This is a genomic window from Chloroflexus islandicus, assembly GCF_001650695.1.
In the GTDB taxonomy this organism is placed as follows: Bacteria; Chloroflexota; Chloroflexia; order Chloroflexales; family Chloroflexaceae; genus Chloroflexus; species Chloroflexus islandicus.
In genome coordinates this window covers 13340-36003 of record NZ_LWQS01000052.1, presented here as the reverse complement: position 1 = coordinate 36003, position 22664 = coordinate 13340, and the positions used below count along the sequence as shown (strand labels likewise).

At 59.4% G+C, this 22664-nt stretch carries 17 protein-coding genes and 1 pseudogene; 13 read left to right on the top strand and 5 right to left on the bottom strand.

Going from position 1 to position 22664, the window contains the following annotated elements:
• The first annotated feature begins 13 nt into the window (after positions 1 to 13).
• The 7 genes from A6A03_RS09970 (at position 14) to A6A03_RS09940 (ending at position 6982) form a co-directional block, all read left to right on the top strand.
• The gene (locus tag A6A03_RS09970; protein ID WP_066787273.1) at positions 14 to 769 is read left to right on the top strand and encodes a glycosyltransferase family 2 protein; all 756 of its coding nucleotides are present in this window, start codon (positions 14 to 16) and stop codon (positions 767 to 769) included.
• Between the two features lie 123 nt (positions 770 to 892).
• Positions 893 to 1258, top strand: coding sequence for an EamA family transporter (locus tag A6A03_RS09965; protein ID WP_066787329.1), 366 nt, complete (start codon positions 893 to 895; stop codon positions 1256 to 1258).
• A gap of 34 nt (positions 1259 to 1292) precedes the next feature.
• The gene (locus A6A03_RS09960) at positions 1293 to 1895 is read left to right on the top strand and encodes a D-sedoheptulose-7-phosphate isomerase (protein ID WP_066787271.1); all 603 of its coding nucleotides are present in this window, start codon (positions 1293 to 1295) and stop codon (positions 1893 to 1895) included.
• A 2-nt stretch (positions 1896 to 1897) separates the two neighbouring features.
• Positions 1898 to 2992 carry a DegT/DnrJ/EryC1/StrS family aminotransferase gene (locus tag A6A03_RS09955; RefSeq protein WP_066787268.1) on the top strand — a complete coding sequence of 365 codons (1095 nt, stop codon included), beginning with the start codon at positions 1898 to 1900 and terminating at the stop codon, positions 2990 to 2992.
• Between the two features lie 83 nt (positions 2993 to 3075).
• Complete coding sequence (locus A6A03_RS09950) at positions 3076 to 4431, top strand: NAD(P)/FAD-dependent oxidoreductase (protein WP_245668938.1); 1356 nt, start codon at positions 3076 to 3078, stop codon at positions 4429 to 4431.
• An 8-nt stretch (positions 4432 to 4439) separates the two neighbouring features.
• Complete coding sequence (locus A6A03_RS09945; protein ID WP_066787262.1) at positions 4440 to 5918, top strand: sugar transferase; 1479 nt, start codon at positions 4440 to 4442, stop codon at positions 5916 to 5918.
• 29 nt (positions 5919 to 5947) lie between these two features.
• Positions 5948 to 6982 (top strand): Gfo/Idh/MocA family protein, encoded by a 1035-nt coding sequence (locus tag A6A03_RS09940; RefSeq protein WP_066787259.1) that lies wholly within the window; start codon positions 5948 to 5950, stop codon positions 6980 to 6982.
• A gap of 45 nt (positions 6983 to 7027) precedes the next feature.
• On the opposite strand, the gene A6A03_RS09935 is transcribed toward A6A03_RS09940, so the two are convergent.
• The 5 genes and pseudogenes from A6A03_RS09935 to A6A03_RS20360 form a co-directional block, all read right to left on the bottom strand.
• Complete coding sequence (locus A6A03_RS09935) at positions 7028 to 8593, bottom strand: ATP-dependent acyl-CoA ligase (RefSeq protein ID WP_066787256.1); 1566 nt, start codon at positions 8591 to 8593, stop codon at positions 7028 to 7030.
• Between the two features lie 75 nt (positions 8594 to 8668).
• The gene (locus A6A03_RS09930) at positions 8669 to 9094 is read right to left on the bottom strand and encodes a hypothetical protein (RefSeq protein ID WP_066787253.1); all 426 of its coding nucleotides are present in this window, start codon (positions 9092 to 9094) and stop codon (positions 8669 to 8671) included.
• Positions 9095 to 9100: 6 nt separating this feature from the next.
• Positions 9101 to 10746, bottom strand: a pseudogene (locus tag A6A03_RS21035) (hypothetical protein).
• Positions 10739 to 11851, bottom strand: a complete 1113-nt coding sequence (locus A6A03_RS20855) for an HD-GYP domain-containing protein (protein WP_245668936.1) — start codon at positions 11849 to 11851, stop codon at positions 10739 to 10741. The pseudogene A6A03_RS21035 and the gene A6A03_RS20855 overlap by 8 nt, the downstream one beginning before the upstream one ends.
• Positions 11852 to 11868: 17 nt before the next feature.
• The gene (locus tag A6A03_RS20360) at positions 11869 to 13635 is read right to left on the bottom strand and encodes a PAS domain S-box protein (protein WP_066787251.1); all 1767 of its coding nucleotides are present in this window, start codon (positions 13633 to 13635) and stop codon (positions 11869 to 11871) included.
• A 195-nt stretch (positions 13636 to 13830) separates the two neighbouring features.
• Between A6A03_RS20360 and A6A03_RS09910 the strand changes: the two genes are divergently transcribed.
• The 6 genes from A6A03_RS09910 to A6A03_RS09890 are packed head-to-tail and all read left to right on the top strand — an operon-like array spanning position 13831 to position 22645.
• Complete coding sequence (locus A6A03_RS09910) at positions 13831 to 15267, top strand: sensor histidine kinase (RefSeq protein ID WP_066787249.1); 1437 nt, start codon at positions 13831 to 13833, stop codon at positions 15265 to 15267.
• A gap of 2 nt (positions 15268 to 15269) precedes the next feature.
• Positions 15270 to 18902 carry a PAS domain S-box protein gene (locus tag A6A03_RS09905; protein ID WP_066787246.1) on the top strand — a complete coding sequence of 1211 codons (3633 nt, stop codon included), beginning with the start codon at positions 15270 to 15272 and terminating at the stop codon, positions 18900 to 18902.
• A gap of 13 nt (positions 18903 to 18915) precedes the next feature.
• Entirely contained in the window at positions 18916 to 19314 is a 399-nt protein-coding gene (locus tag A6A03_RS09900) for a response regulator (protein ID WP_066787245.1), read from the top strand.
• Positions 19295 to 19810, top strand: coding sequence for an Hpt domain-containing protein (locus tag A6A03_RS20850; protein ID WP_245668935.1), 516 nt, complete (start codon positions 19295 to 19297; stop codon positions 19808 to 19810). Before A6A03_RS09900 ends, A6A03_RS20850 begins: the two co-directional genes overlap by 20 nt.
• Positions 19800 to 21473 (top strand): GGDEF domain-containing response regulator, encoded by a 1674-nt coding sequence (locus A6A03_RS09895; protein WP_245668934.1) that lies wholly within the window; start codon positions 19800 to 19802, stop codon positions 21471 to 21473. The genes A6A03_RS20850 and A6A03_RS09895 overlap by 11 nt, the downstream gene beginning before the upstream one ends.
• Entirely contained in the window at positions 21470 to 22645 is a 1176-nt protein-coding gene (locus A6A03_RS09890; protein ID WP_066787242.1) for a CpaE/TadZ family protein, read from the top strand. Before A6A03_RS09895 ends, A6A03_RS09890 begins: the two co-directional genes overlap by 4 nt.
• The last annotated feature ends 19 nt before the right edge of the window (positions 22646 to 22664 follow it).

Genomic DNA, 22664 nt, shown 5'->3' with positions numbered 1-22664 from the left:
CGAGGAGAAGGTCATGACCGGATACGATATATCGATTGTGATCCCCTGTTATAACGAAGCTGAAGGTATGGATGCAATGCGCGAGCGGCTCACGCAGGCGCTAGCCACCCTCCGCGAGCGCGGGCGGATCCAACTGGTGCTGGTTAATGATGGCAGCCGTGACGGCACCGGCGAATTACTCGAACAGACCTTTGGCGGCTGGCCCGATACGGTTATTGCGCATCACGCCACCAATCGCGGCCTAGGGGCCGCCTTACGCACCGGCTTCGCGCATGCCACGGGTGATGTAATTGTTACCTGCGATAGTGATGGCACCTACCCGTTCAGCGAGATTCCGGCGCTGCTCGACCGGCTCACGCCCGATGTCGATCTGGTGACAGCGTCGCCGTACCACGCCGGCGGCGGGATCGAGAACGTACCGGCCTACCGGGTCTTCATCAGCAAATCCGCTTCGCTCTGTTATCGCGTGCTGGTCAATCCGCGCATCCACACCTACACCGCCCTCTTCCGCGCTTGCCGGCGTGAAGTCATCGAACGGGTCACCACCTCTGCCGACGGCTTTTTGATGGTGACTGAATGGTTGGTTGAAGCGCTCCTCAGCGGCTATCGCATCGCCGAATACCCCACTACGCTGCGGGTACGCCAGTACGGGCAATCGAAAGCGCGGGTGTGGCAAATCACGAAAACCCACCTCCGGTACATGGCTGGCATTCTGCGCCGCCGGTTAGGGGCGCAACCGCGAACCAAAGCGCTACCGCGCAGCCACTAACCAACGGCTGCGAGATGATGGGAGAAACGCATGCAACAGGTGGAAGAACGCACAATTGTAACGACCGCACTTGCAGACGCCGCAGAAACTGAGCAACCAATGCCACGAAAGGGCAAACTGGCTATGAGCACGATTATGCTGATTTTGATTGCCACTGCGCTGGGTGTGATCGGTCAGATGATGCTAAAGCAGGGAATGGGCGCGATGGGGCCATTGGCGCTGACCTTAGACTCGACTCCCAGCATTATTTTGCGCATCGTCACCTCGCCAATGGTCATTGGCGGCCTGCTCATCTATGGCATTGGCACCTTCTTCTGGCTGATCACGCTCTCGCGGATCGACCTCAGCGTAGCCTACCCGTTCGTGAGTCTCAACCATATCATCATCTTCCTGTTGGCGTGGCTCGTGTTGCACGAACAGGTCAACCCGCTGCGCGCCGCCGGCGTCATTGTGATCTGCGCCGGTATGTTGATGGTTGCGCGTTCCTAGCTATCGTTCACATCACCGCATTGGGGGGAGGATCATGAACACACTCACGTCATACTTTAGCCAAATCCGCCAGACGCTCGAGCAACTGCCGCAGGCGTCGCTGCAACAAGTGGCTGATGCGCTGTGGGCAGCGTATGAGCGCGATGCCACCATCTTTGTGTGCGGGAATGGCGGCAGCGCCGCGACTGCCTCGCATTTTGTCTGTGATTTGGCGAAGTGGACGATCAAACCAGCAGCGCGCCGGGTACGCACGATCGCCCTCACCGACAATGTACCGCTCATTACCGCATGGTCGAACGATCAAAGCTACGCCGATGTCTTCGTTGAGCAATTAAAGGCGCTCTATCGCGATGGCGACGTTATCGTCGCCATTTCGGGCAGCGGCAATTCGCCGAACGTAGTGCGCGCCATCGAGTGGGGTAATGCGGTTGGCGCCGTCACGATTGGCCTGACCGGTTTCAACGGCGGGCGCCTGCACCAGATTGCCCAGATCGGTCTGCACATCAACAACCACGTGATGCCGCAAGTGGAAGACATTCATAGCACCATCTGCCACGCGCTAGCGGTCAACTTGGGCCAGCAGATTGAACTGTCGCTCCAGCCGGCAATCTTGCAGACAGTTGCAATAGGAGGTTAGCTATGATCCCGGTTGCCCGTCCTCTGATTGGGCGCGAAGAAGAAGAGGCCATCCTGACTGTGCTACGGTCGGGCATGATCGCGCAAGGGCCGGAAGTGGAGCGGTTCGAGACTGAATTTGCCGCGTTGTGCGGCACGCGCCATGCCGTTGCCGTCATGAATGGCACCGTCGCGCTGTACCTCGCGCTCTTGGCCCACAATATCGGGCCAGGTGATGAAGTGATCACGACGCCATTCAGCTTCATCGCCACCGGCAACAGCATCTTGATGGCAGGCGCGACGCCGGTGTTCGTCGATATCGATCCGCACACCTACAACATCAATCCCGATCTGATCGCGGTTGCGATCACCTCGCGAACGCGGGCGATCATGCCAGTGCATCTCTACGGGCAACCGGCTGATATGGCGCCGATAATGGAGTTAGCGCAGCGGTACCATCTGGCCGTGATCGAAGATGCCGCGCAAGCGATTGGCGCGACCTACCGCGGCCAACCGGTCGGCAGCTTTGGGGTTGGGTGTTTCTCGCTCTACGCAACGAAAAACGTGACCAGCGGCGAAGGCGGCATGATCACGACCAACGATCCGGCCATTGCCGATCGGTTACGGTTGCTGCGCAACCATGGCAGCCGGGTGCGCTACTACCACGAACTGCTTGGCTATAACTTCCGGATGACCGACTTGCAGGCGGCGATTGGCCGGGCCCAATTGGCCAAGTGCGATCGGTTCAATTCACAACGGATCGCGAACGCCGCGTTTCTGAGCGAACATATTCGCCACCCAGCCGTCATTACGCCCTTTGTCCAACCCGATGTGCGGCACGTCTTCCACCAGTACACTATCCGGGTGTTAAGCGATCGCGACGCGGCGATCAAACAACTGAATGCAGCCGGCGTCGGCACGGCGATCTTCTACCCGCTGCCGATCCCGCAACAACCGCTATACCGCAAGTTAGGCATTGAAGCTGAAACCCCGGTAGCTGATCGGGTGGCGCGGGAAATTATCGCTTTGCCGGTGCATCCGGCGTTGAGCAACGACGAGCTACACCAGATCGCAGCGGCGGTCAATGCGTTGACCGTGAGCGAGCCAGTGACCGCCTAGCGCCGTCGTGACACCAGTACCTGCGATGACCGGTCTTGCCGCTGCTGGCGGCGGGACATGGGTAACGGGGTCAAGAAAGGGAGATGCAATCAATGGTCGATATTATCGGCGGCGGCATTCTCGGGCTCAGCCTTGCGTATGAGCTGCTCAAGCGCGGCACACCGGTACGGGTGTGGGAGCGCGCCAGCACGCTCGGCGGGCTCATGGGCCGCACGCGCTTTCCTGAGCTTGGCGGGATGGAGTGCGATCGCTATTATCACGCGATCCTCAGTAGCGATCGCACCCTGATGAACCTGTTCGATGAGCTTGGATTGCGCAGCCGCTTGCGCTATACCGCGACCAAGATGGGCTTTTACCACGACGGCGCCATCTACCCGATGTCAACGCCGCTCGAGTTTCTACGCTTTCCGCCGCTGCGCATGATCGATCGCCTGCGCCTCGCCTACACTATTCTTGCCTGCCGCCAGATCAAAGACTGGCGCCGCCTCGAACAACTCCCGGTCGCCGAGTGGCTCACCCGCCTGAGCGGTGAACGCACAGTGCGCCATGTGTGGGCGCCGCTGCTGCGGGCCAAGTTCGACGGCGATTTCAGCCAAGTGCCGGCCACCTACATCTGGTCGCGGCTGGTGCGCACAACCGATACCCGCACCAAAGGCGGCAGCCAAGAGTTAATGTGCTACCTGCCCAACGGCTATCAAGAGCTGATCGATGCGCTGGCGGAGGCCATCCGGCAGCGCGGCGGCCAGATCGAGCTGAACGCGACGATTGACACGATCAAGGTTGAGGATGGGCGCGTCAGCGGGTTGGTGGTCAATGGTCACGAAATTCCAGCCGACCATGTGGTGATTACGGCCCAAACCCCGATTGCCCGCCGGTTGTTGCCGCCGGAAGCGGCAGCCGTATCAGCGCGGTGGGGCCAACTCGACGGCTTTTTGGGCATCGTCTGCATGCTGGTCGTGCTGCGCCGCCGGCTGACACCCTACTACACGCTCAACATCACCGACGAGCGCATTCCGTTCACCGGCGTCATCGAGACGACCAACTTGATCGATCCGCAGCATGTAGGCGGGTATCACCTCGTCTACCTGCCGAAATATGTCGCTGCTGACAGCCGGTTTGCCCGCATGCCTGACGATGAGTTGCGGCAGGTCTTCCTCGGCTACCTGCGGCAGATGTTCCCCGATCTGCGCGACGATGACATCGCCGCGATCCGGATCGGGCGAGAACGGTATGTGGAACCGATTCACCCGATTGGCGCAACCGACCTGATCCCGCCGATTACCACAGACATTCACGGTCTGTTCCTTGCCAATACCGGCCAAATCTACCCGCAACTCACCAACGGCGAATCGGTCTGCGCCTTTGCGCGCTCGGTAGCAGAACAGATCCAGCCGATCGTTACCCGGCATCCGCCGGCAGCCGCTTTATCACTCGCCTGAGGTGACGTATGAGCCTGACCAGTGTTGAGCTAACCAAACCAACCGCCACCCATTTTGATCGCGAGGCGATCTCGTACCGGAAGCTGGCGCTGATCGGCACGCTGATGGCAGGCGACGCAGCGGTGATTACCTTGAGCTTTGTGCTCGCGTATGCGGTGCGCTTTTTCACCAACTTGCCCATCTTCGCTGAAGGCGCCATGCAACCAGAGTTTTATAGTCTCTTGATTGCAATGCTGGTGCCCGGCTGGATCGCACTGTTTGCGATGCATGGGTTGTACCAGCGCACGGCCCTGTTCAACGGCACCCATGAATACAATCAGGTTTTTAACGCCGCCAGCAAAGGGATGCTGTTGGTCGTGCTGCTCACCTTTTTCTTCCCTGATATTGTCGTGGCCCGCGGCTGGCTGGTGATGAGCTGGATCCTCTCGTTTAGCTTGACGATCGCGTGGCGGTTCGGCTTTCGCCGCATCGTGTACTGGTTGCGGCGGCGCGGCTACCTGCTTGAGCGCGTCTTGTTGGTCGGCGCTACGGAAGAGGGCCGGGCGATTGCCGAGCAGTTGCTGGCCGAGCAACGGGCCGGTGCGCAGATTGTGGGCTTTATTGATGACCGGTTGCCGGTGGGCAGTGAAGTGATTGCCGGCAAGGCGCGTGTATTGGGGACAACCGCTGATTTTGCCCAACTGGTCAAAGAGCAACATGTTGAGACGATTATTATTGCCGATACCAACTTGATCCGCGAACGCCTGATCAACCTCAACGGCGCTATGGATCTGCTCAACCAACTGGAAGTGCGGTTGGCGCCGGGGTTGTTTGACCTGCTCACGATTGGCGTGCAGGTGCGCGAGCAAGGCGCGGTGCCGCTCTTGAGCCTCAACAAGACGCGCATTACCGGCTTGCATGCGATCGGAAAGACGATCATCGATCGGGTAGGGGCGCTAGTTGGCCTCATCTTGCTCGCGCCGCTGTTTCTGGTTGTTGCCATCGCGATTAAGCTCGATAGCCCCGGCCCGATCTTCCACCGCCGGCGCGTGATCGGGGTCGGCTACCGCGAGTTCGATGCCTTCAAGTTCCGCACCATGTACGTTGACGGCGACAAGCGCCTCACGCCGGAACAGCGGGAAACATTGCGCACCCACGGCAAGCTGAAGGACGATCCCCGGATTACGCCGATCGGTCGCTTTTTGCGCCGCACGAGCATCGATGAGCTTCCGCAACTCTTCAATGTGTTGCTGGGCCAGATGAGCTTGGTCGGGCCGCGCATGATCACCGCCAGCGAGATGCATCACTTTGGACGCTGGCAGCATAACTTGTTGACCGTGCGACCGGGCTTGACCGGGTTATGGCAGATCAGCGGGCGGAGCAATCTTGGGTATGAGCATCGCGTCCGGCTTGATATGCACTACATCCGCAACTATTCGATCTGGTTGGATCTGTTGATCATCTATCGCACCATCCCGGCGCTCTTGAAGGGCGAAGGGGCCTATTGATCATACGTCATAGCATGGGGAGGGGAGCAATGGAACAACGAACACTACGGGCAGCGGTGATCGGAGTTGGTAGCATGGGTCGCAACCATGCCCGCGTCTACGCGAGCCTGCCGGGGGTCGAACTGGTTGCGGTCTGCGACACCAATCTTGCGGCTGCGAACAGTCTGGCCAGCATCTACCGTTGTCACGTCTACACCGATTACCACGACATGCTGAGCAACGAGGATCTCGATCTCGTGTCAGTAGTGGTGCCGACTAAATATCACTTTGCGGTGGCGAGTGCGGTGATTGGGCATGGCGTGCATGTGTTGATTGAGAAGCCAATCGCCGCGACCGTCGAGCAGGGTTGGATGCTGATCGAGGCAGCGCAGCGGCAAGGCGTGATCCTCACCGTCGGCCATATCGAGCGGTTTAATCCGGCGATCATCGCGCTGAAAGAGCAATTGAACAACCACGAGTTAGGCAACCTGTTTCAGATTATGTCACGCCGGGTCGGCCCCTTCCCGGCCCGGATTATGGATGTCGGCGTGGTGGTTGATCTCGCGACGCACGAGATCGATATTCTCAACTACCTGATCGGTTCGCCGATCACGCGGATGCATGTCGAGTTGCACCGCCACCTGCACCAGAGCCACGAAGATATGCTCTCGGCGCTGCTGCGGTTTGAAAATGGCATGATCGGCGTGCTCGATATTAACTGGCTGACGCCGACCAAAATCCGCGAACTGAGCGTCGTCGGCGAGCGGGGGATGTTCGTGGCCAATTACCTCACCCAAGACCTGACCTTCTACGAGAACGACTCGTGCCAAGGGCGAGCGTGGCCGGAATTGGCGCTGATTGGGGTCAGCGAGGGGCGCAGCATCCGGCTGAAGGTGCCACGGCGCGAGCCACTGTACGAAGAGCTGCGCAGCTTCTGCGAAGCAGTGCGCAACGGCACCGAACCGGTCGTTAGCGGTGAGGCAGGCGTGGCGGCGTTGGCGATCGCTAATCAGATTGTCGAGGTCGGCTTGCGCGAGCAACCGGCAGCAGCATTGATCGAGCGGGCATTGGCTGTGGGAATGTAGGACGAGGCTGGTACGGGCGGGTGGGCAACCCGCCCGCACCCTCTCTCAGTGCGATCGCTTGATCCGGTAGCCAGCCGCCTCACGATCCCACGCCGCACCCACCCCCTCAGCTTTGAGCTTGTACTTCTCGACCCGCTCGGTCGCCGTTTTAGGCAAGCTGTCACGGAATTCGATGTAACGCGGCACGGCGAAATAGGCCAGCCGTTCTTCGCACCAGCGCACCAACTCGAGCGGATCGAGCGTCGCGCCGGGGCGCAGCACCACCACCACCTTGACCTCTTCTTCACCCAATTCGCTCGGCACACCGACCGCGGCGCTCTCCAGCACGGCTGGGTGCGCATTAACTGCCCGTTCAACTTCCCACGACGAAATATTCTCGCCGCGCCGCCGGATCGACTGCTTGAGCCGGTCGATGAAGATCGCATACCCCGCCTCATCGAGCCGGCCAAGATCGCCGGTATGGAACCAGCCGCCGCGCATTGCGGTCGCGGTCTGCTCAGGCTGCCGGTAATACCCCATCATGATGAGATTGTCACGCTGCGGGCGAATCGCGATCTCGCCGGGAACGCCGGGCGGGAGCGGGGTGTCGTCGGGGCCAACGATCGCCAACTCAAACCCCGGCATCGCGATGCCGAAGGTACCCACTCGCACTGCGTCACGCGGATTGGCGACGCAAAAACCGGTGGTTTCGGTCAGGCCATAGCCTTCGATGATGGTCAGGCCAAACCGCTCTTCAAACGCGCGCCACAGATCGGGCGGGGTGGCCGCGCAGGCCGCGATGCGCACCCGGTGGGTACGGTCATCGGGCGAGGGCGGCTGTTTCATTAAGATCGGGATCATCGCGGCCAGCAGATTGCAGATGGTCGCGCCGAGATCGGCCAATTGCCGCCAGTAGCGCGAGGCGCTGAAGTGGTCGAGCAGCGCGATCGTCGTGCCGCGGTAGATCGCCGGCAACACGGTATGGGCCTGCGCATTGATGTGGAAGAGCGGCAGACTGGTGCCAAAGACATCATCCGCTGTCGCGCCGATCATGACATCGGCGAAGAGCGCCGCCGAGTGGAGGTAGGCGTGATGATTGAGCATCACCCCTTTGGGTGGTCCGGTAGTGCCGGAGGTGTAGAGAATGCTGTGCAGATCGGTCGCATTGCCGGGAGCAGGAACGGCGTGCTGAGCTGCGGCAAGCAGCTCGTGCCATGCGAAGCTGCCCGGCGCTGTCGCCATACCCCGCACTACAAGATGGCGCAACGCCGGCAAGCGATCGCGCATCGCCTCGACGCGATCAACGAACGGTTGCTCGATCACCAGCACTGTCGCGCCGGCGTGGTCAAGGATGTAGTGCAACACATCACCCTTGAGGTGAATGTTGATCGGCACCGTCACAGCGCCGAGACACGCGCAACCAAACCATGCCCACAGGTAATCAGGCGTATTACCGAGCATCAGCGCAACCCGATCACCGGGACGCACGCCAAGCTCGGCAAAGACACCAGCGGCGCGCCGGGCTAGTCCGGCTGCTTCGGCGTAGCGCCACTCTTGATCGGCAAAACGCAAGAAAACGAGATCAGGCTGGCGTTCGGCTTGCGCATCGAGAGCGTGCCAGAGTGTCTGCATAGGCGGATTCGTGCAACTTAACGCGGATGATTAAGGTTATTGTACTGCATGTTAAGGGCGACGCATGCATCGCCCTTACGGACGTTCGTATTCGCCCATCGCGGCCAGTAACTGCTCATCGCGGCAATCGCTGCTGATGCTCAGAAAGGCCAACCAACCCACACCGGCAACCACCAGCGCCAACGGCAGCCACGATGCATCGAGCGCCGGCCAGAACGCGTTGAGGGTAGCGACCGCGCCGCTGCCGTGCAACTGGTACCACTGCACGCCAAGGCCCATCACGCCAAACGCACTGACTTGCAACGGGCGCAGGCGCGGGCCATCGATCCGGCACGAGATAGCAGCCCGTTGGCGCCAATGAGTAATCACGCCGCCGCCGATCAAGCTTAAGGCCACACCCATGCCGCCACCACCAGAGCCAAGCGCCAGCTCTAACCCGATCGCGACTATCAACCCCACTATGATAGCTATACTCCAACGCACCCATCGCTTGGCAAACATCGTATGCTACTCCAATTTCACCGGCCCCAACTCAGATTCAAGCACATGCACTGCTGTGCGCAAGACCTTAATGCGGGCATACTTCTTATCTTCCGCCTCGACGATCGTCCACGGCGCAACTGGTGTACTCGTACGGAGCAACATCTCATTGGCTGCTTCGAGATAGAGCGGCCATTTATCGCGGTTGCGCCAATCTTCATCGGTCAGTTTCCATGCCTTATACGGCACATTCTGGCGCTCTTCAAACCGGCGCAGTTGCTCTTCAGGACTAATATGCAGCCAGAACTTGGCGATAATCGCGCCGAAATCGACCAACTGGCGCTCGAATTGATTGATCTCGGCATAGGCCCGCCGCCACTCATCGGGCCGGGCAAAGCCTTCGACTCGCTCAACCAGCACCCGGCCATACCACGAACGATCGAAGACGGCAAACTGGCCGCGGGGCGGCAAGCGACGCCAGAAGCGATAGAGGTAGTGGCGCGCTTTGTCGTCGCCGGCAGGCGCGGCAATGGCATGCACCGTATAGGCGCGCGGATCGAGTTCGGCGGTCAGGCGTTGGATAGCGCCGCCTTTGCCGGCGGCATCCCAGCCTTCAAATACGAATACCACTGGACGTTTTTGATGGTAGACCTGCAAGCCGAGCAGATACAGTTTGGCCTGCAACTGCTTCAATTCGCGGTGATACGTATCGTCATCAAGGCGCAAACTCAGATCGATGCGCTGCAACGGCCCCGCAGCGCGCAGCAGCGGCGCAGCGGGCGTGGTGACGACTGGCGTCGGGGCCGGTTCGAGCTGGTGGTTCGGCATAGCAGCAGGCATAGCCACCACTGCTGCCGGTTTGCCATCAGCCGCGCCCAGCGCTGGCATCCGGATTGCCATATTATAGCGTCGCAACCCCACCCCACTATCGTCAATGCTGGCGCCGCGATCGGCGGCAGTGATCCCTAACCGGCTTTCCAATGCCCCCACAATAATTTGCAGCACTGTCAAGCGTGCATAGCGTTTAAGCGTTTATCAGCGGCCGGAATGATATGCCACGGCGCAAAGGCGGTATCGGTGCGAGCCAGCATCTCTTCGACCGCGCGATACACGCGCCGGTAATGCCGGTTCTGCCAGCGATCCTCTTCGGTCACGCGCCACGCATTGAGCGGATCGGCCAACAGCTTGGCAAACCGGCGCGACTGCTGTTTTTTGGTAATGTGCAGCCAAAACTTGAGGATCAGCGCGCCATCGTCAGCCAATTGGCGCTCGAAGATCGCCGCGTCTTCGCAGCGAGTGCGCCACTGATCGCGATCGCCGTTGGTGGTGTAGGCAGCTAGCAACTCACGATACCACGAACGGTCAAAGAAGGTCATCTGGCCATAACTCGGCACCTTCAGCCAGAAGCGGTACAACCACGGATACTGTTGTTCATAGGTGCGGGGAGGCGTGATCGAATGCACGCGAAAACCGCGCGGGTCGAGGCGGCGGGTCAGGGTGGCGATCGTGCGGGCCTTGGCGGTGCCGGCCCAACCTTCAAAGACGAAGATGGTCGGGATGCGGGCATCAAGCAACATCTGCTCAAGATCAAAGAGCCGCACCTGCAATTCGGGAGCAGTCTGCTGATATTCCTCTTTGCTGAGCGTCACATCGGTATTACAGCGATCAAGCATGGCATGATTCCTCGCGGGTAAACCCGTCCCACGAATACCCATTCTCGACATAGAGCGCCAAAAACACCTCAACCACGTGCGGATCGAAATGGCTGCCGGCCTGTTCACGGAGATAGGCCAACGCGCGTTCCGGCGACCAAGCCGCCCGGTACGGGCGATCGCTGGTCAGCGCATCGTAGACATCAACTACGGCAAAGATACGCGCGGCCAAGGGAATATCGGCGCCGCGCAGACCACGCGGATAGCCGGTACCGTCCCATTTCTCGTGATGGCACCACGGGATGGCCAGCGCTGGGGCAAGGAAGGCGATCGGGCGCAGCAATTCAACCGCCAGCGTGGGATGGGTGCGCATAATTACCCATTCCCGCTCATCGAGCGGGCCGGGCTTATTCAAAATCGCATCGGGAATGCCCATCTTGCCAATATCGTGCAGCAACGCACCCCGCCGGATATGCACCAACTCTTCGTCTGCAAACCCCATTCGCTCGGCGATGCGCATTGTCAATTCCGTTACACGGCGCGAATGGCCTTCGGTCTCGTGATCACGCAGGTCGAGGGCCCGGGCCCAGCCTTCGATGGTGGCATCATAGGCCGCGCGCAATTCGTCATTGGCGCGCTGGATCTGCTCGAACAACTCGGTGCGGCGCAGCGCGTTGCCGACCCGTTCGGCGGCGGCAACCAAGAGATCAACCATTTGTTCCGAGATAGGATGAGCGCAGACCAATGTCGCCACTGCGTGGCAATGATCGTTCGTGCAATCGACGCAGCGGAATGGAACGACAACGATTTCACCGTTGGGCATCAGATCAGCCGGAGCCGATTCGCGCAACAAGAAGCAATTGCCCCACTGCGCCTGCCACTTTGGCAACTGTTCGGCCAAACGATCAAAGCGAACAGCATCGCCGCACACCTGCTCGATCCGCCATTCATCGTCCAGCTTCCGCCACAAGGCCACCGCATCGGCTTGGGTTATTTCATGCAATTGCTGCACCAACACCCACGCCAGCTCGGCCCGATTTTGGGCCGGACGCATCGCCTCACCCAACGCATCAATCACCGCCTGCTTCCGTTCGCGTTGCACGCGCTCGGAAATATCTTGCTTCACGGCAATGAAATGCTCGATCAGCCATCGCGCTTGACCGGCGTAATGGTCATCTCTTCATGGTACAGCGAACCGTCTTTACGACGGTTGATCAACTCGCCCCGCCACGGCTGGCCGCTAAGAATTTGCGCCCACATCGCGGCGTAAAACGACAGATCATGCTTGCCTGAGCGCAGCAGACGGGTATGCCGGCCAATGGCTTCGGCAACTGGATAGCCGGTCAACACGGTAAATGAGGGGTTCGCCCATTCAATCACACCGTGAATATCGGTAATCACAATCGCTTGCGCCGATGCATTCAGCGCCGTGCGCAGCAGATCGAGCTCAGCTTGGGCTTTTCTGCGTTCGGTAATATCGCGGATCACGCTCAGCAGCACTCGTTCGTTGCCAATATCAGCGCCAACCGAACTCACCTCAACCTGAAACATGCTGCCATCGCGGCGCAGATGCGTCGTTTCAAACAAAATCCCCTGCGTATTAGCCTGCGTCATCTGATCACGCACGATCTGGCGCGTCTCAGACGCGCGTAAGTCAAAAATCGTCTTGGCGCAGAGTTCGGCCCGGCTATAACCATACGCGCGTTCGGCAGCGGTATTGGCTTCGAGGATTTGGCCGTCACGCGCCCGGACAAACAGGACAATATCACGGGCATGGGCGCTCAGCAGCTCGTAGCGCGCCAGCCGGGCCGCCGCTTCGACCTGCGCCGTCACATCGCGCGCAATCCCTTCGATGGCGCCATCAACCACCACAAAGCGCACATCGAGCCAGACATACTGGCCATCGCTCCGGCGGGTGTGCAACAGAATCTGGCCGCGGCCTTGGGCGATCAAGCGTTCAACTTGCTCGATCTGCGGTTGATCAATGAATTCGCTAAACGCCGGCATCTGCGCGAGCAATTGTTCCGGCTCATAGCCAAGAATAGCGCGCACCGCCGGATTGACGAGATCAAGCTGTGGCTGTGGCACGAGCACATAGCGAAAGATAATATCAGGCGCTTGTTCAGCCAAGCGGCGAAAACGGGCTTCGCTCTGGTGAAATGCGGCTTGAGCCGCATCCCGTTCCATGGCGCGTTGGCGCGATTCGACGATCCGGGCCAAATTCCCGGCCAACAATATGCCAATATCAATCACTATGTCACTGAAAAAGTTCGGCTGCCCAGCATACAGATTCAGCGTCCCGATCACCCGGCCATCAATATGCAACGGCAACGCCGCCGACGATCGCAACCCGCGCGGCAAGGCTTCATCACGCCATGGCTTCATTCGTGGGTCAGTCGCAATATCGGCGGCGACTACCGGCTGGCCGAGCCGCAACGTCATTCCGGTCGGGCCCCGACCTCGCTCAGCGTCATTCAACCGGATCTGCACCAAATCTACATAATCGCTGGCCGGCCCCCAGCGCGCTACCGGCACAACCTGCTGCGTTGCCGGATCAACCAGTCCAATCCATGCGAGACGCAAACCAACTTCTTCGACCGCCAACCGGCACACTTCCTGCTCAAAGATCGGTGACGGCGGCGCGTTAATGGATAGTTGATGCAGCCGGGTGGCTAACCGGCTCAAGCCGCGTTGCAAATCGATTTGATGCCAAAGCTGGGTAATGAAGCTATAGCCGAACAAGGCACTGGCGGCGATAAAGCCGATATCGAGCGGCAATCGCTTCCAAGACGGTAGCGCTTGATCTTGCTGCATCCAGAGATGCACGATTAAGAGCCATATCGTCGCGAGCAGGATATAGCTGCCAGTGAAGCGAACACGGTATTGGACTGGAAGTGATTTATTCTTCATAGCATCACCAGCGCAAGGTGAGTGCTTGCGTGATAGTATTGTAACAAATTCATGTAGCGAAAAGAGTACCAATTAATCGGTTATGAGCGCAATTGTCGCAACTTGCGCCTTTCGTAGCTAAACAGCAATGTTATGGAAAGGTTAGTGACGTATAATACACCAAAGAGTCGCCGTACCACTCCGAGGAGCCGCGCTATGACATCAATCACCGATCACACCGCCGATGAGATCGAACGGCTCGTCGAAATTGCCGAACACCTGCGCGATGGCGACTTCGCGATTGAAGTACCAGCAGTGCAGAGTCGCGACGAACGGATCAGCCGGCTGGCGGCCTCGCTCCGTGAATTGGCCGCCAGCCTTGCCCGCCGCCAGCGCGAGATTGAGACGCTGCACCGCATTACCACCCGCATCAATGCCGGTCTCATGCTCGATGAGATCCTTGATGGCGTCTACAACGATTTTCGCGAGGTCATTCCCTACGAGCGGATCGGGTTTGCCCTGCTCGAAGACGGCGGTAAGGTGTTGCGCGCGCGCTGGGCTCGCACCAGCTTGCCAGCAGTTCATCTGAAACGCGGTTACTCAGCGCCGATGGCTGGCAGCAGCCTTGAGGCGATCATGCAGACCGGCCAACCCCGGATTATCAATGATCTGGTGCAGTATTTGCGCCGCAAGCCCGAATCGGAATCAACCCGCCTGATCGTCAACGAAGGGATTCGCTCGTCGCTGACCTGCCCACTGATCGCCAACGGCGTACCGGTCGGCTTTATCTTCTTTTCGAGCGCCAAAGCCAACACTTACACCAACGAGCACGTCGAACGCTATATGCAGATCGCCGAACAATTATCGGTGATCGTGGAAAAAGGCAACCTCGTCTCGCAACTCGCAGCGCAGAAAGAGCTGCTCGAAAAGCAGAACGCCGAACTCCGCCGCTTGTCGGCGCTCAAGAACAACCTGCTCGGCATGGTGGCCCACGACTTGCGCAACCCGGTGGCGATTATCCAGATGATGGCCGCCATTCTGCGTAACCAACAACTACAGCGCCCGCCGGAAGAGCGCCAGCGCATGCTCGATGACATCTATCGCCAAACCGAACACATGCTGGCAATGCTGAATGATCTGCTCGATCTGAGCCAGATTGAGAATGGCACGGTGACGATTTCACCCGAACCAGTGGCGATCAAGCCGTTGCTGGAAGAGACGATCAACCGCCACCAGTTATTAGCGAACCCGAAACAAACCCGCATCGAACTGGCGACGTTAACTGATGGCACGGTATATGCCGATCCCCTGCGGCTCCGCCAAGTACTCGACAACCTCATCTCGAACGCGGTGAAGTTCTCGCCTCCCGGCAGTACCATTACCGTGAGCGCCGAACGCGACGGCGACTGGTGGAAATTTGCGGTCTCTGATCAAGGGCCGGGGATTAGTCCCGATGAACGCAGCCGGCTGTTTGAAGCGTTTAGCCGGTTGTCAGCCCGGCCAACCGGCGGCGAAAAGAGCACTGGTCTTGGGCTTGCCATTGCCCGGAAGGTGGTGATGGCCCACGGCGGCGTGATCGATGTCTCGTCTACACCGGGACAGGGCGCAACCTTTTGGTTCACCCTCCCTGCCGCCCTTCGCGAAGAGGCTTGACCATGGCGCGCACCTCACCGATTCAACGACTGACGCGCACGTATATCGGCGGTCTGGTGATGATCGCCTTGCTCGCGATCGGCGGCTACGCGCTGCTTGCGATCAATTCGCAGCGGCTCTCGCAGTACGATACGCTACTCGATCTGACCCACCGCCAGCAGATCCGCGCCCAGCAAACGGCGCTGCTCGCCACCGAGCTGGCCCTGTTTGCCAATGCCTCGCAGGCGGCTTCGATCCGGGCCGAACTGCGCACGCTGAGCGCTGAACTGCGCCAGACCCACCAACGATTGCTAGAGGAAGCGCCGGCAACCCCAATTGATCATCTGACGCCGGCGCTTGAACGCTTTCTGTTTTACGTCAACAACTTAGTTGAAGCGCCACCCGATCAACTCAACCGGGATAACCCCGATCTGCGGGCCATTCAGACCAACCTGATCACAGTGCAAAGTGATCTCAGTGCAACCAGCAGCCTCTTACTGATGCAAAGCCAAGCCTTGCGCGATCAGGTTTCGCTGATGCAAGCGGGTGTACTGGTGATGATCCTCTTGCTCTTGACGGCTGGCGGGTTGCTGGTCATCCGTCCCTTTGCTCGCAGCGCCCGCCGCGAGGCCGACCAACTGCGTATGCTGTCACTGGTGGCTCGTTATACCGACAACGCGGTCATCATCACCGACCGCACCGGCGTGATCGAATGGGTCAACGAGGGCTTTACCCGTATTTCTGGCTACACGCTCGACGAAGTGCGCGGGCGGAAACCGGGTGAGTTTTTACAGGGGCCGGCAACTGATCCGGCCACAGTGGCTGCGATCAGCCAAGCCCTGCGCAACGGAGAGTCAATCAAAGTCGAGATCGTCAATTATACCAAGCAAGGCCGGCCTTATTGGCTCGCCCTCGACATCTCGCCGGTTTACGATGACCAGCACAATCTGACCCGCTTTATCGCGATCGAGTCAGACATTACCCATCAAAAAGAGATGGAGCGCATGCTGCGCGCGGCCCTGAAAGAGAGCCGTGACGTGATGAACGCGCTTGATCAATCGGCGATCCTGTCGATTGCCGATCCCGAAGGTCGCATTCTCGAAGTGAACGAACGGTTCTGCGCGATCACCGGCTACCGGCCCGATGAGCTGATCGGGAAAGATCACCGCATCTTTAAATCGGGTGTGCATCCGCCGGAGTTTTTCGCCGAGATGTGGAACACGATCAAATCCGGTCACATCTGGCGCAACGAGATCTGCAACCGGGCCAAAGATGGCCGCCTCTTCTGGGTGGATACGACCATCGTGCCGTTTATCGGCGAAGATGGCCAGCCCGAACGCTACCTTTCAGTGCGTTTTGACATCACTGCGCGCAAGAAGAGCGAGGAAGAGCTGCGCGCGAGCGAAACCCGCTATCGCTCGGTGATTACCGCGATGAGCGAGGGGATCGTGGTGATGAATAAGTCAGGCGTGATCGAGACCTGCAACGCCAGCGCCGAACGGATTCTCGGCCTGACCTACGACCAACTGGTGGGCCGCACCAGTTTCGATCCGCGCTGGCAGGCGATTCATGAAGACGGCAGCCCCTTCCCCGGCGAAGAACACCCGATCATGGTTGCGCTCACCACCGGCCGCCCGCAGAGCGATGTGATTATGGGGGTGCGCAAACCAAGCGGCGATCTGACGTGGATCTCGATCAACTCGCAGCCGCTGTGCGATGATCATGGGCAGGTCTACGCCGCAGTCGCCAGCTTCCACGACATCACGGCCCGCCGCTTGGCCGAACAAGAGCTGCGCTTCCAGAAAACGCTGCTCGAATGCCAGACCGAAGCCTCACCCGACGGCGTGCTGGTCGTTTCGCCCGATCGGCGCTGCCTCTACGCCAACCGTCGTTTCCGCGAGATGTGGGGTCTCGAAGATCTTCCGATCGAACAGGCGACTTGCGCGGCTAGTATGGAAGCTATGCTGGCCCAAGTCTGCGACCCGGAACGAGTGCGCAACGAGATTGAGGAACTCTACGCCAACCCGCACCTGACCGGCAAAGCCGAGATCGAGCTGAAAGATGGCCGCACTTTCGAGCGCTACAGCGCGCCAGTGATCAGCACCGAAGGCGATTACTACGGTCGAGTCTGGTTCTTCCGTGATGTGACCGAACGGCGAGCGGTCGAGCGGATGAAGAATGAGTTTGTAGCGGTCGTTTCGCACGAACTGCGCACGCCGCTGACCTCGATCCGTGGTTCGCTTGGCTTGCTAGCAGGAGGGGTGGCCGGTGAATTGCCGCCCCGCGCCGCGGCGATGATTGACATCGCACTGAAAAACAGCGAGCGGCTGGTGCGGCTGATCAACGACATCCTCGACATCGAGAAGATCGAGTCGGGCAAGATGGTGTTTAAACTGCAACCGGTCGTGCTTGACGAACTGGTACGGCAAACGATCGAAGCCAACCGCGGCTTCGGCCAGCAATACGATGTCAAGATTGAATTGACCGCCACCCTGCCCAATGTGCAGGTGTACGTCGATCCCGATCGAATGACGCAGGTCTTCACCAACCTGATCTCCAATGCGGTGAAATTCTCGCCGGCGGGTGGCAAAGTGGAAGTGGCGATCGGGCGCGAACCACAGGGTCGGGTGCGCGTGACCGTTACCGACCACGGGCCGGGGATTCCGATCGAGTTCCGCGATCGCATCTTCCAGAAATTCGCGCAGGCCGACTCATCAAACACGCGCCAGCAAGGCGGCACTGGCCTTGGCCTGAGCATCAGCCGGGCCATCGTTGAGCGGCACGGCGGCCAGATTGGCTTCGTCACCGCTACCGGCGTCGGCACAACGTTCTATGTTGATTTGATCGAATATCGGGCGAACACTCCTGCCTTGCCGATACCGGCAGCACCGAAGGATGCACCGCGGATCTTGATCTGCGAAGACGATCCCGACATCGCGGCGCTGCTGTCACTGATGTTGCAACAAGCCGGCTATGCCACTGACGTGGCCCACACCTTAACCGAAGCGCGCGAACTCTTACAACAACGCGACTACCGGGCGATGACGCTCGATCTGATGTGGCCGAACGAAGACGGCAGCGCCTTTATCCGCGAAGTGCGCGACAAAGCGCGCACGCACAATCTCCCGATCGTGGTGGTATCGGCGCGAGCTGACGAAGAACAAACGATCAGCGGGGAAGGCATTAATGTGGTAGACTGGTTGCCAAAGCCGATCGATCAACAACGGTTGCTCACCGCGTTGCGCCGGGCAGCGCGCCACGCCGGCGCGAGCCGCCCCCAAGTGCTGCATATCGAGGATGACAGTGATGTGGTTGCCGTCGTGCGGCTGTTATTAGCTGATATTGCCGAGGTACAACAGGCGGCCACCATCGCTGAAGCGCAGCACTTGTTGCGTAACCAAGCGTTTGATCTGGTGATACTCGACCAGAATTTGCCTGACGGCAACGGGATCGATCTCTTGCCGCTGATCGAGCACCAGCAACCGCCGCTGCAAGTCATTCTCTTCTCGGTACGCGATCGCGACCCGGACATTGCCAATCGCGTCGCCGTCACGCTGGTCAAATCACGCACAACGAATACCGAACTCTTGACTGCCGTGACGCGCTTGCTTGATCAGGCTGCTCCAGCCGCGTCCTCGCCCACATCGCCTAGGTAAGGGAGAACCACGTATGGCATCGCTCCAGAAAATCCTCTTCGTCGAAGATGATCCGGATATTCAAATGGTAGCCCAATTAGCCTTAGAAGCCGTCGGCGGCTACACCGTGCAGATATGTAGTTCAGGCGCTGAAGCGTTGGCGGTGGCCGAACAATTTGCGCCTGATCTAATCCTGCTCGATGTGATGATGCCGGGGATGGATGGCCCAACGACACTGGCCGAACTGCGTAAGAAGCCGGCACTGGCACAGACGCCAGTGGTCTTTATGACGGCGCGCGTCCAGCGCCACGAAGTCGAGCAATACTTGGCGCTCGGCGCAGCCGATGTCATCTCGAAGCCATTTGATCCGATGACGTTATCAGCGCAGGTGGCTGCAATCTGGACGAAAGCCTATGAAACCCGATCCCGCTGAACAGTTTGAAGCGTTGCGCCGGCGCTACGCCGCACAGATTAACGAACGGGTCGAGGCAATTGTGGCGGCTTGGCGCCAGCTCGAGCAGAGCCAGTGGGACAAGACGGCTGGGATAGAGACTCGCCAACTTGCCCACAAACTGGCCGGCTCGGCGGCGATGTTCGGTTTTGCCGATTTGGGTGCGGTTGCCCGCGAGATTGATATTGGCTTGAAAGAGTGGCTCGAACATGACCAGCCGCTCGATATCGCTGCGCGCCACGCGTTAGCCCAGCAAATAATGCTATTGCAGCGGATGGTGAAGGAAGGCAAAGTTACGACCGTCTTGCCGGAATCGGCATCGGAACCAGCGCCGGCGCCAGCGCCCCCCCCCCGCCGCTCAACCATCGGCGCCATTACCGCCACCGGCAACACCATCCCAGCCGCCAGTCATCCCATTCGTATCATCATCGCGCGAACCGAACGGTCGCCCGCATACGATTATCTTGGTGGAAGATGATCAGGACTTTGCCACCAATTTGAGCGAACAGCTTCGACTCTTCAACTACGATGTCCATCTCGTCAATGATCTAGAGGGATTGCCAACGCTGGTGCGTGCGCTCAACCCGGCGGCGATTATGATGGATGTCGTCTTTCCCAGCGGCGATCTTGCCGGCACCGAGGCGATTGCCGCCATTCAGCGCGAGCGCACGGCGCCGGTGCCGGTCATTTATATCTCGCAACGTGATGATTTTACGGCCCGGTTGGCCGCAGTGCGCAGCGGCGGGCATGCCTATTTTGCTAAGCCGGTAGACGCTGGCCGGCTGATCGACGCCCTTGATCGGCTGACTGGCGCGGAAGAGAACACACCGCTGCGGGTGTTGATCGTTGATGATGATCCCGATTTTGGCCAACGTTGCGTGCAGAGTTTAGAATCTGCCGGGATGTACGCACGCGCCATTGCCGACCCGCGCGAGACGCTCGACCAGTTGCAGGCCTTTCAACCCGACTTGATCATTCTCGACATGTACATGCCGATTTGCAGCGGCAAAGAGCTGGCCAGCGTCATTCGCCAACAAGATCGCTACGTTGGTATGCCGATCGTCTTTCTGTCAGCCGAAACCAACCGCAGCCAACAGCAATCAGCCCTCTCGCTGGGGGCGGATGACTTTCTTGCGAAACCGATCACGCCAGAGGATCTGGTTGCCGCAATTTCGGCTCGCGCCGGCAGAGCACGCTCCATCCAGCGTTTTCTCTTACGCGATGGTCTGACCGGCCTGCTCAACCATCAGGCCGTCGAGGAGGAATTGACACGCGAATTTGCCCGCGCCGAACGGTTGCAACAACCGCTGGCGATTGCGATTATCGATATCGATCATTTCAAGCGCGTGAACGACAGCTATGGCCACGTGGTCGGCGATCAGGTATTGCGCAGCTTTGCCCGGCTCTTGCACCAACGGTTACGGAAGAGCGATCTGATCGGGCGGCACGGCGGCGAAGAGTTTTTGGTGGCTTTACCCAATACGTCCGTCATTGAAGCGCGCACGCTGATTGACAGCATTCGCAACAGCTTTGCCGCCCTGCGCCACTACGGGCCAGCAGGTGTATTCAGTGTCACCTTTAGCGCCGGCATTGCCGGCTATCCGCAGCATCGCAGCCAGATCGGGGCGATGCAGGCCGCTGACGCCGCCCTGTACCAAGCGAAACGGGCGGGACGCAACCGGGTGGTAGTTGACGCGACCAGCAGCGAAGCCCCTTCGGCAATCACCATAGCCGCAACCGTTCCCGCAACTGCCGGCCAGCAACTCAATTGGCGCGCGCTGATTATCAGCGCCAATGGCATTCAACGCCGGTTGCTGCGCCAAGCCCTGACCGAACACAACATCATGTACGATGTGATCGACACAGTGGAACATGCGCTCAGGTATGAATCGCCCATACCGCCCAACCTGATTCTGGTCGATATGACGCAGATCGAAGGGGTGCGAACTCCGCACCTCATGTCGCTACGCGATTATTTTACTGCGGCGCGGGTCGTGACGATTGCGCCGGCGGCGGCTGAACCGCGCGCTGCTGCCACAATCGCCTTCGGCGCCGATGACTATCTCTTGCTCCCGCTAGCAGCAGGGGCTTTGCCAGCCCTGCTCGATCGCCTGTCTGCATCCGAGAGGAGTCATTCATGAAACTGCCAACACTGCTCATCGTTGATGACGACGATGTTGTCGCCGAGATGCTTGAGGTGATGTTGCGCAATGCCGGCTACGAGGTGCGGCGGGCAGCTAGCGGCGAAGAGGCCTTGCAGCAGATTTACAAAGCCCCGCCTGATGCCCTCATCTGCGATGTGCTGCTACCCGGCATTGATGGCTATACCCTCTGCAAGCGCGTGCGCCAGCACCCGTTGACCAAAACGCTGCCGATCTTGATGTTAACGGCCCAAGGCGATATTAGCGCCAAAATCGCTGGCTTTGAAGCAGGCGCGAATGATTATCTCGCTAAGCCGTTTGAACCGCCAGAGCTGGTCTACCGGGTGAAAAACTTGCTTGCCCGCACGGCCAGCGAAGCGCCGAGCGCACCATTGCGGCGGGGCAAGATTATCGCCGTCTTTGGCGCGAAAGGCGGCGTCGGCAAAACCACGATTGCGGTATCGTTGGCGCTCGCTATTCGCTTGCGCACCCGCCAGCGCGTGATCATCGTCGATGCCGATCTCACCTTCGGCGACATTGCCGTTCACCTCAATATTGCACCAACCCGCAGCATTGTGGACATTGTGCGCAGCGGCGATGAGATCGAGCGCGAAATGGTCAATCAAGTGCTGCTGCCCCACCCTTCCGGCTTGCAGGCCCTACTGGCGCCGCCTCGTCCCGAAGAGGCGGAATTGGTGAGCCCCGATCACATCACCCGGATCCTTGATTTGCTGGCCGTTAGCGCCGATTATGTCGTCGTTGATTGCCAAACCAGCTATGACGATCGCACGCTGTCGGTATTTGATCGAGCTGATCACGTCTTGCTGGTGATTACGCCTGAAATTGGCCCGCTCAAGAACACGAGTCTGTTCCTCAACTTGGCAAACCAGTTAGGCATCAACCCCAACGCGATCAGCGTTGTTTTGAATCGGGCTAACTCTGGCGTCGGGATCGGCGTCGGCGAAATCGAGCGCGTCTTGCGACGCAAAATCAACTTCCATGTTATCAGTGGTGGCCAACCGGTCGTGACATCTGTCAATCGGGGCATGCCGCTAATCCTCGACCAACCGAAACATCCCTTTGTGCAGCAAATGTTGTACCTTGGCGACCAGTTGGTGAAGCAATTGGGAGGAGCACCAGCGCCGCAAACAACTGCGCCGGCGGCAGGGTAAAGACGCAGCCATCCATGGA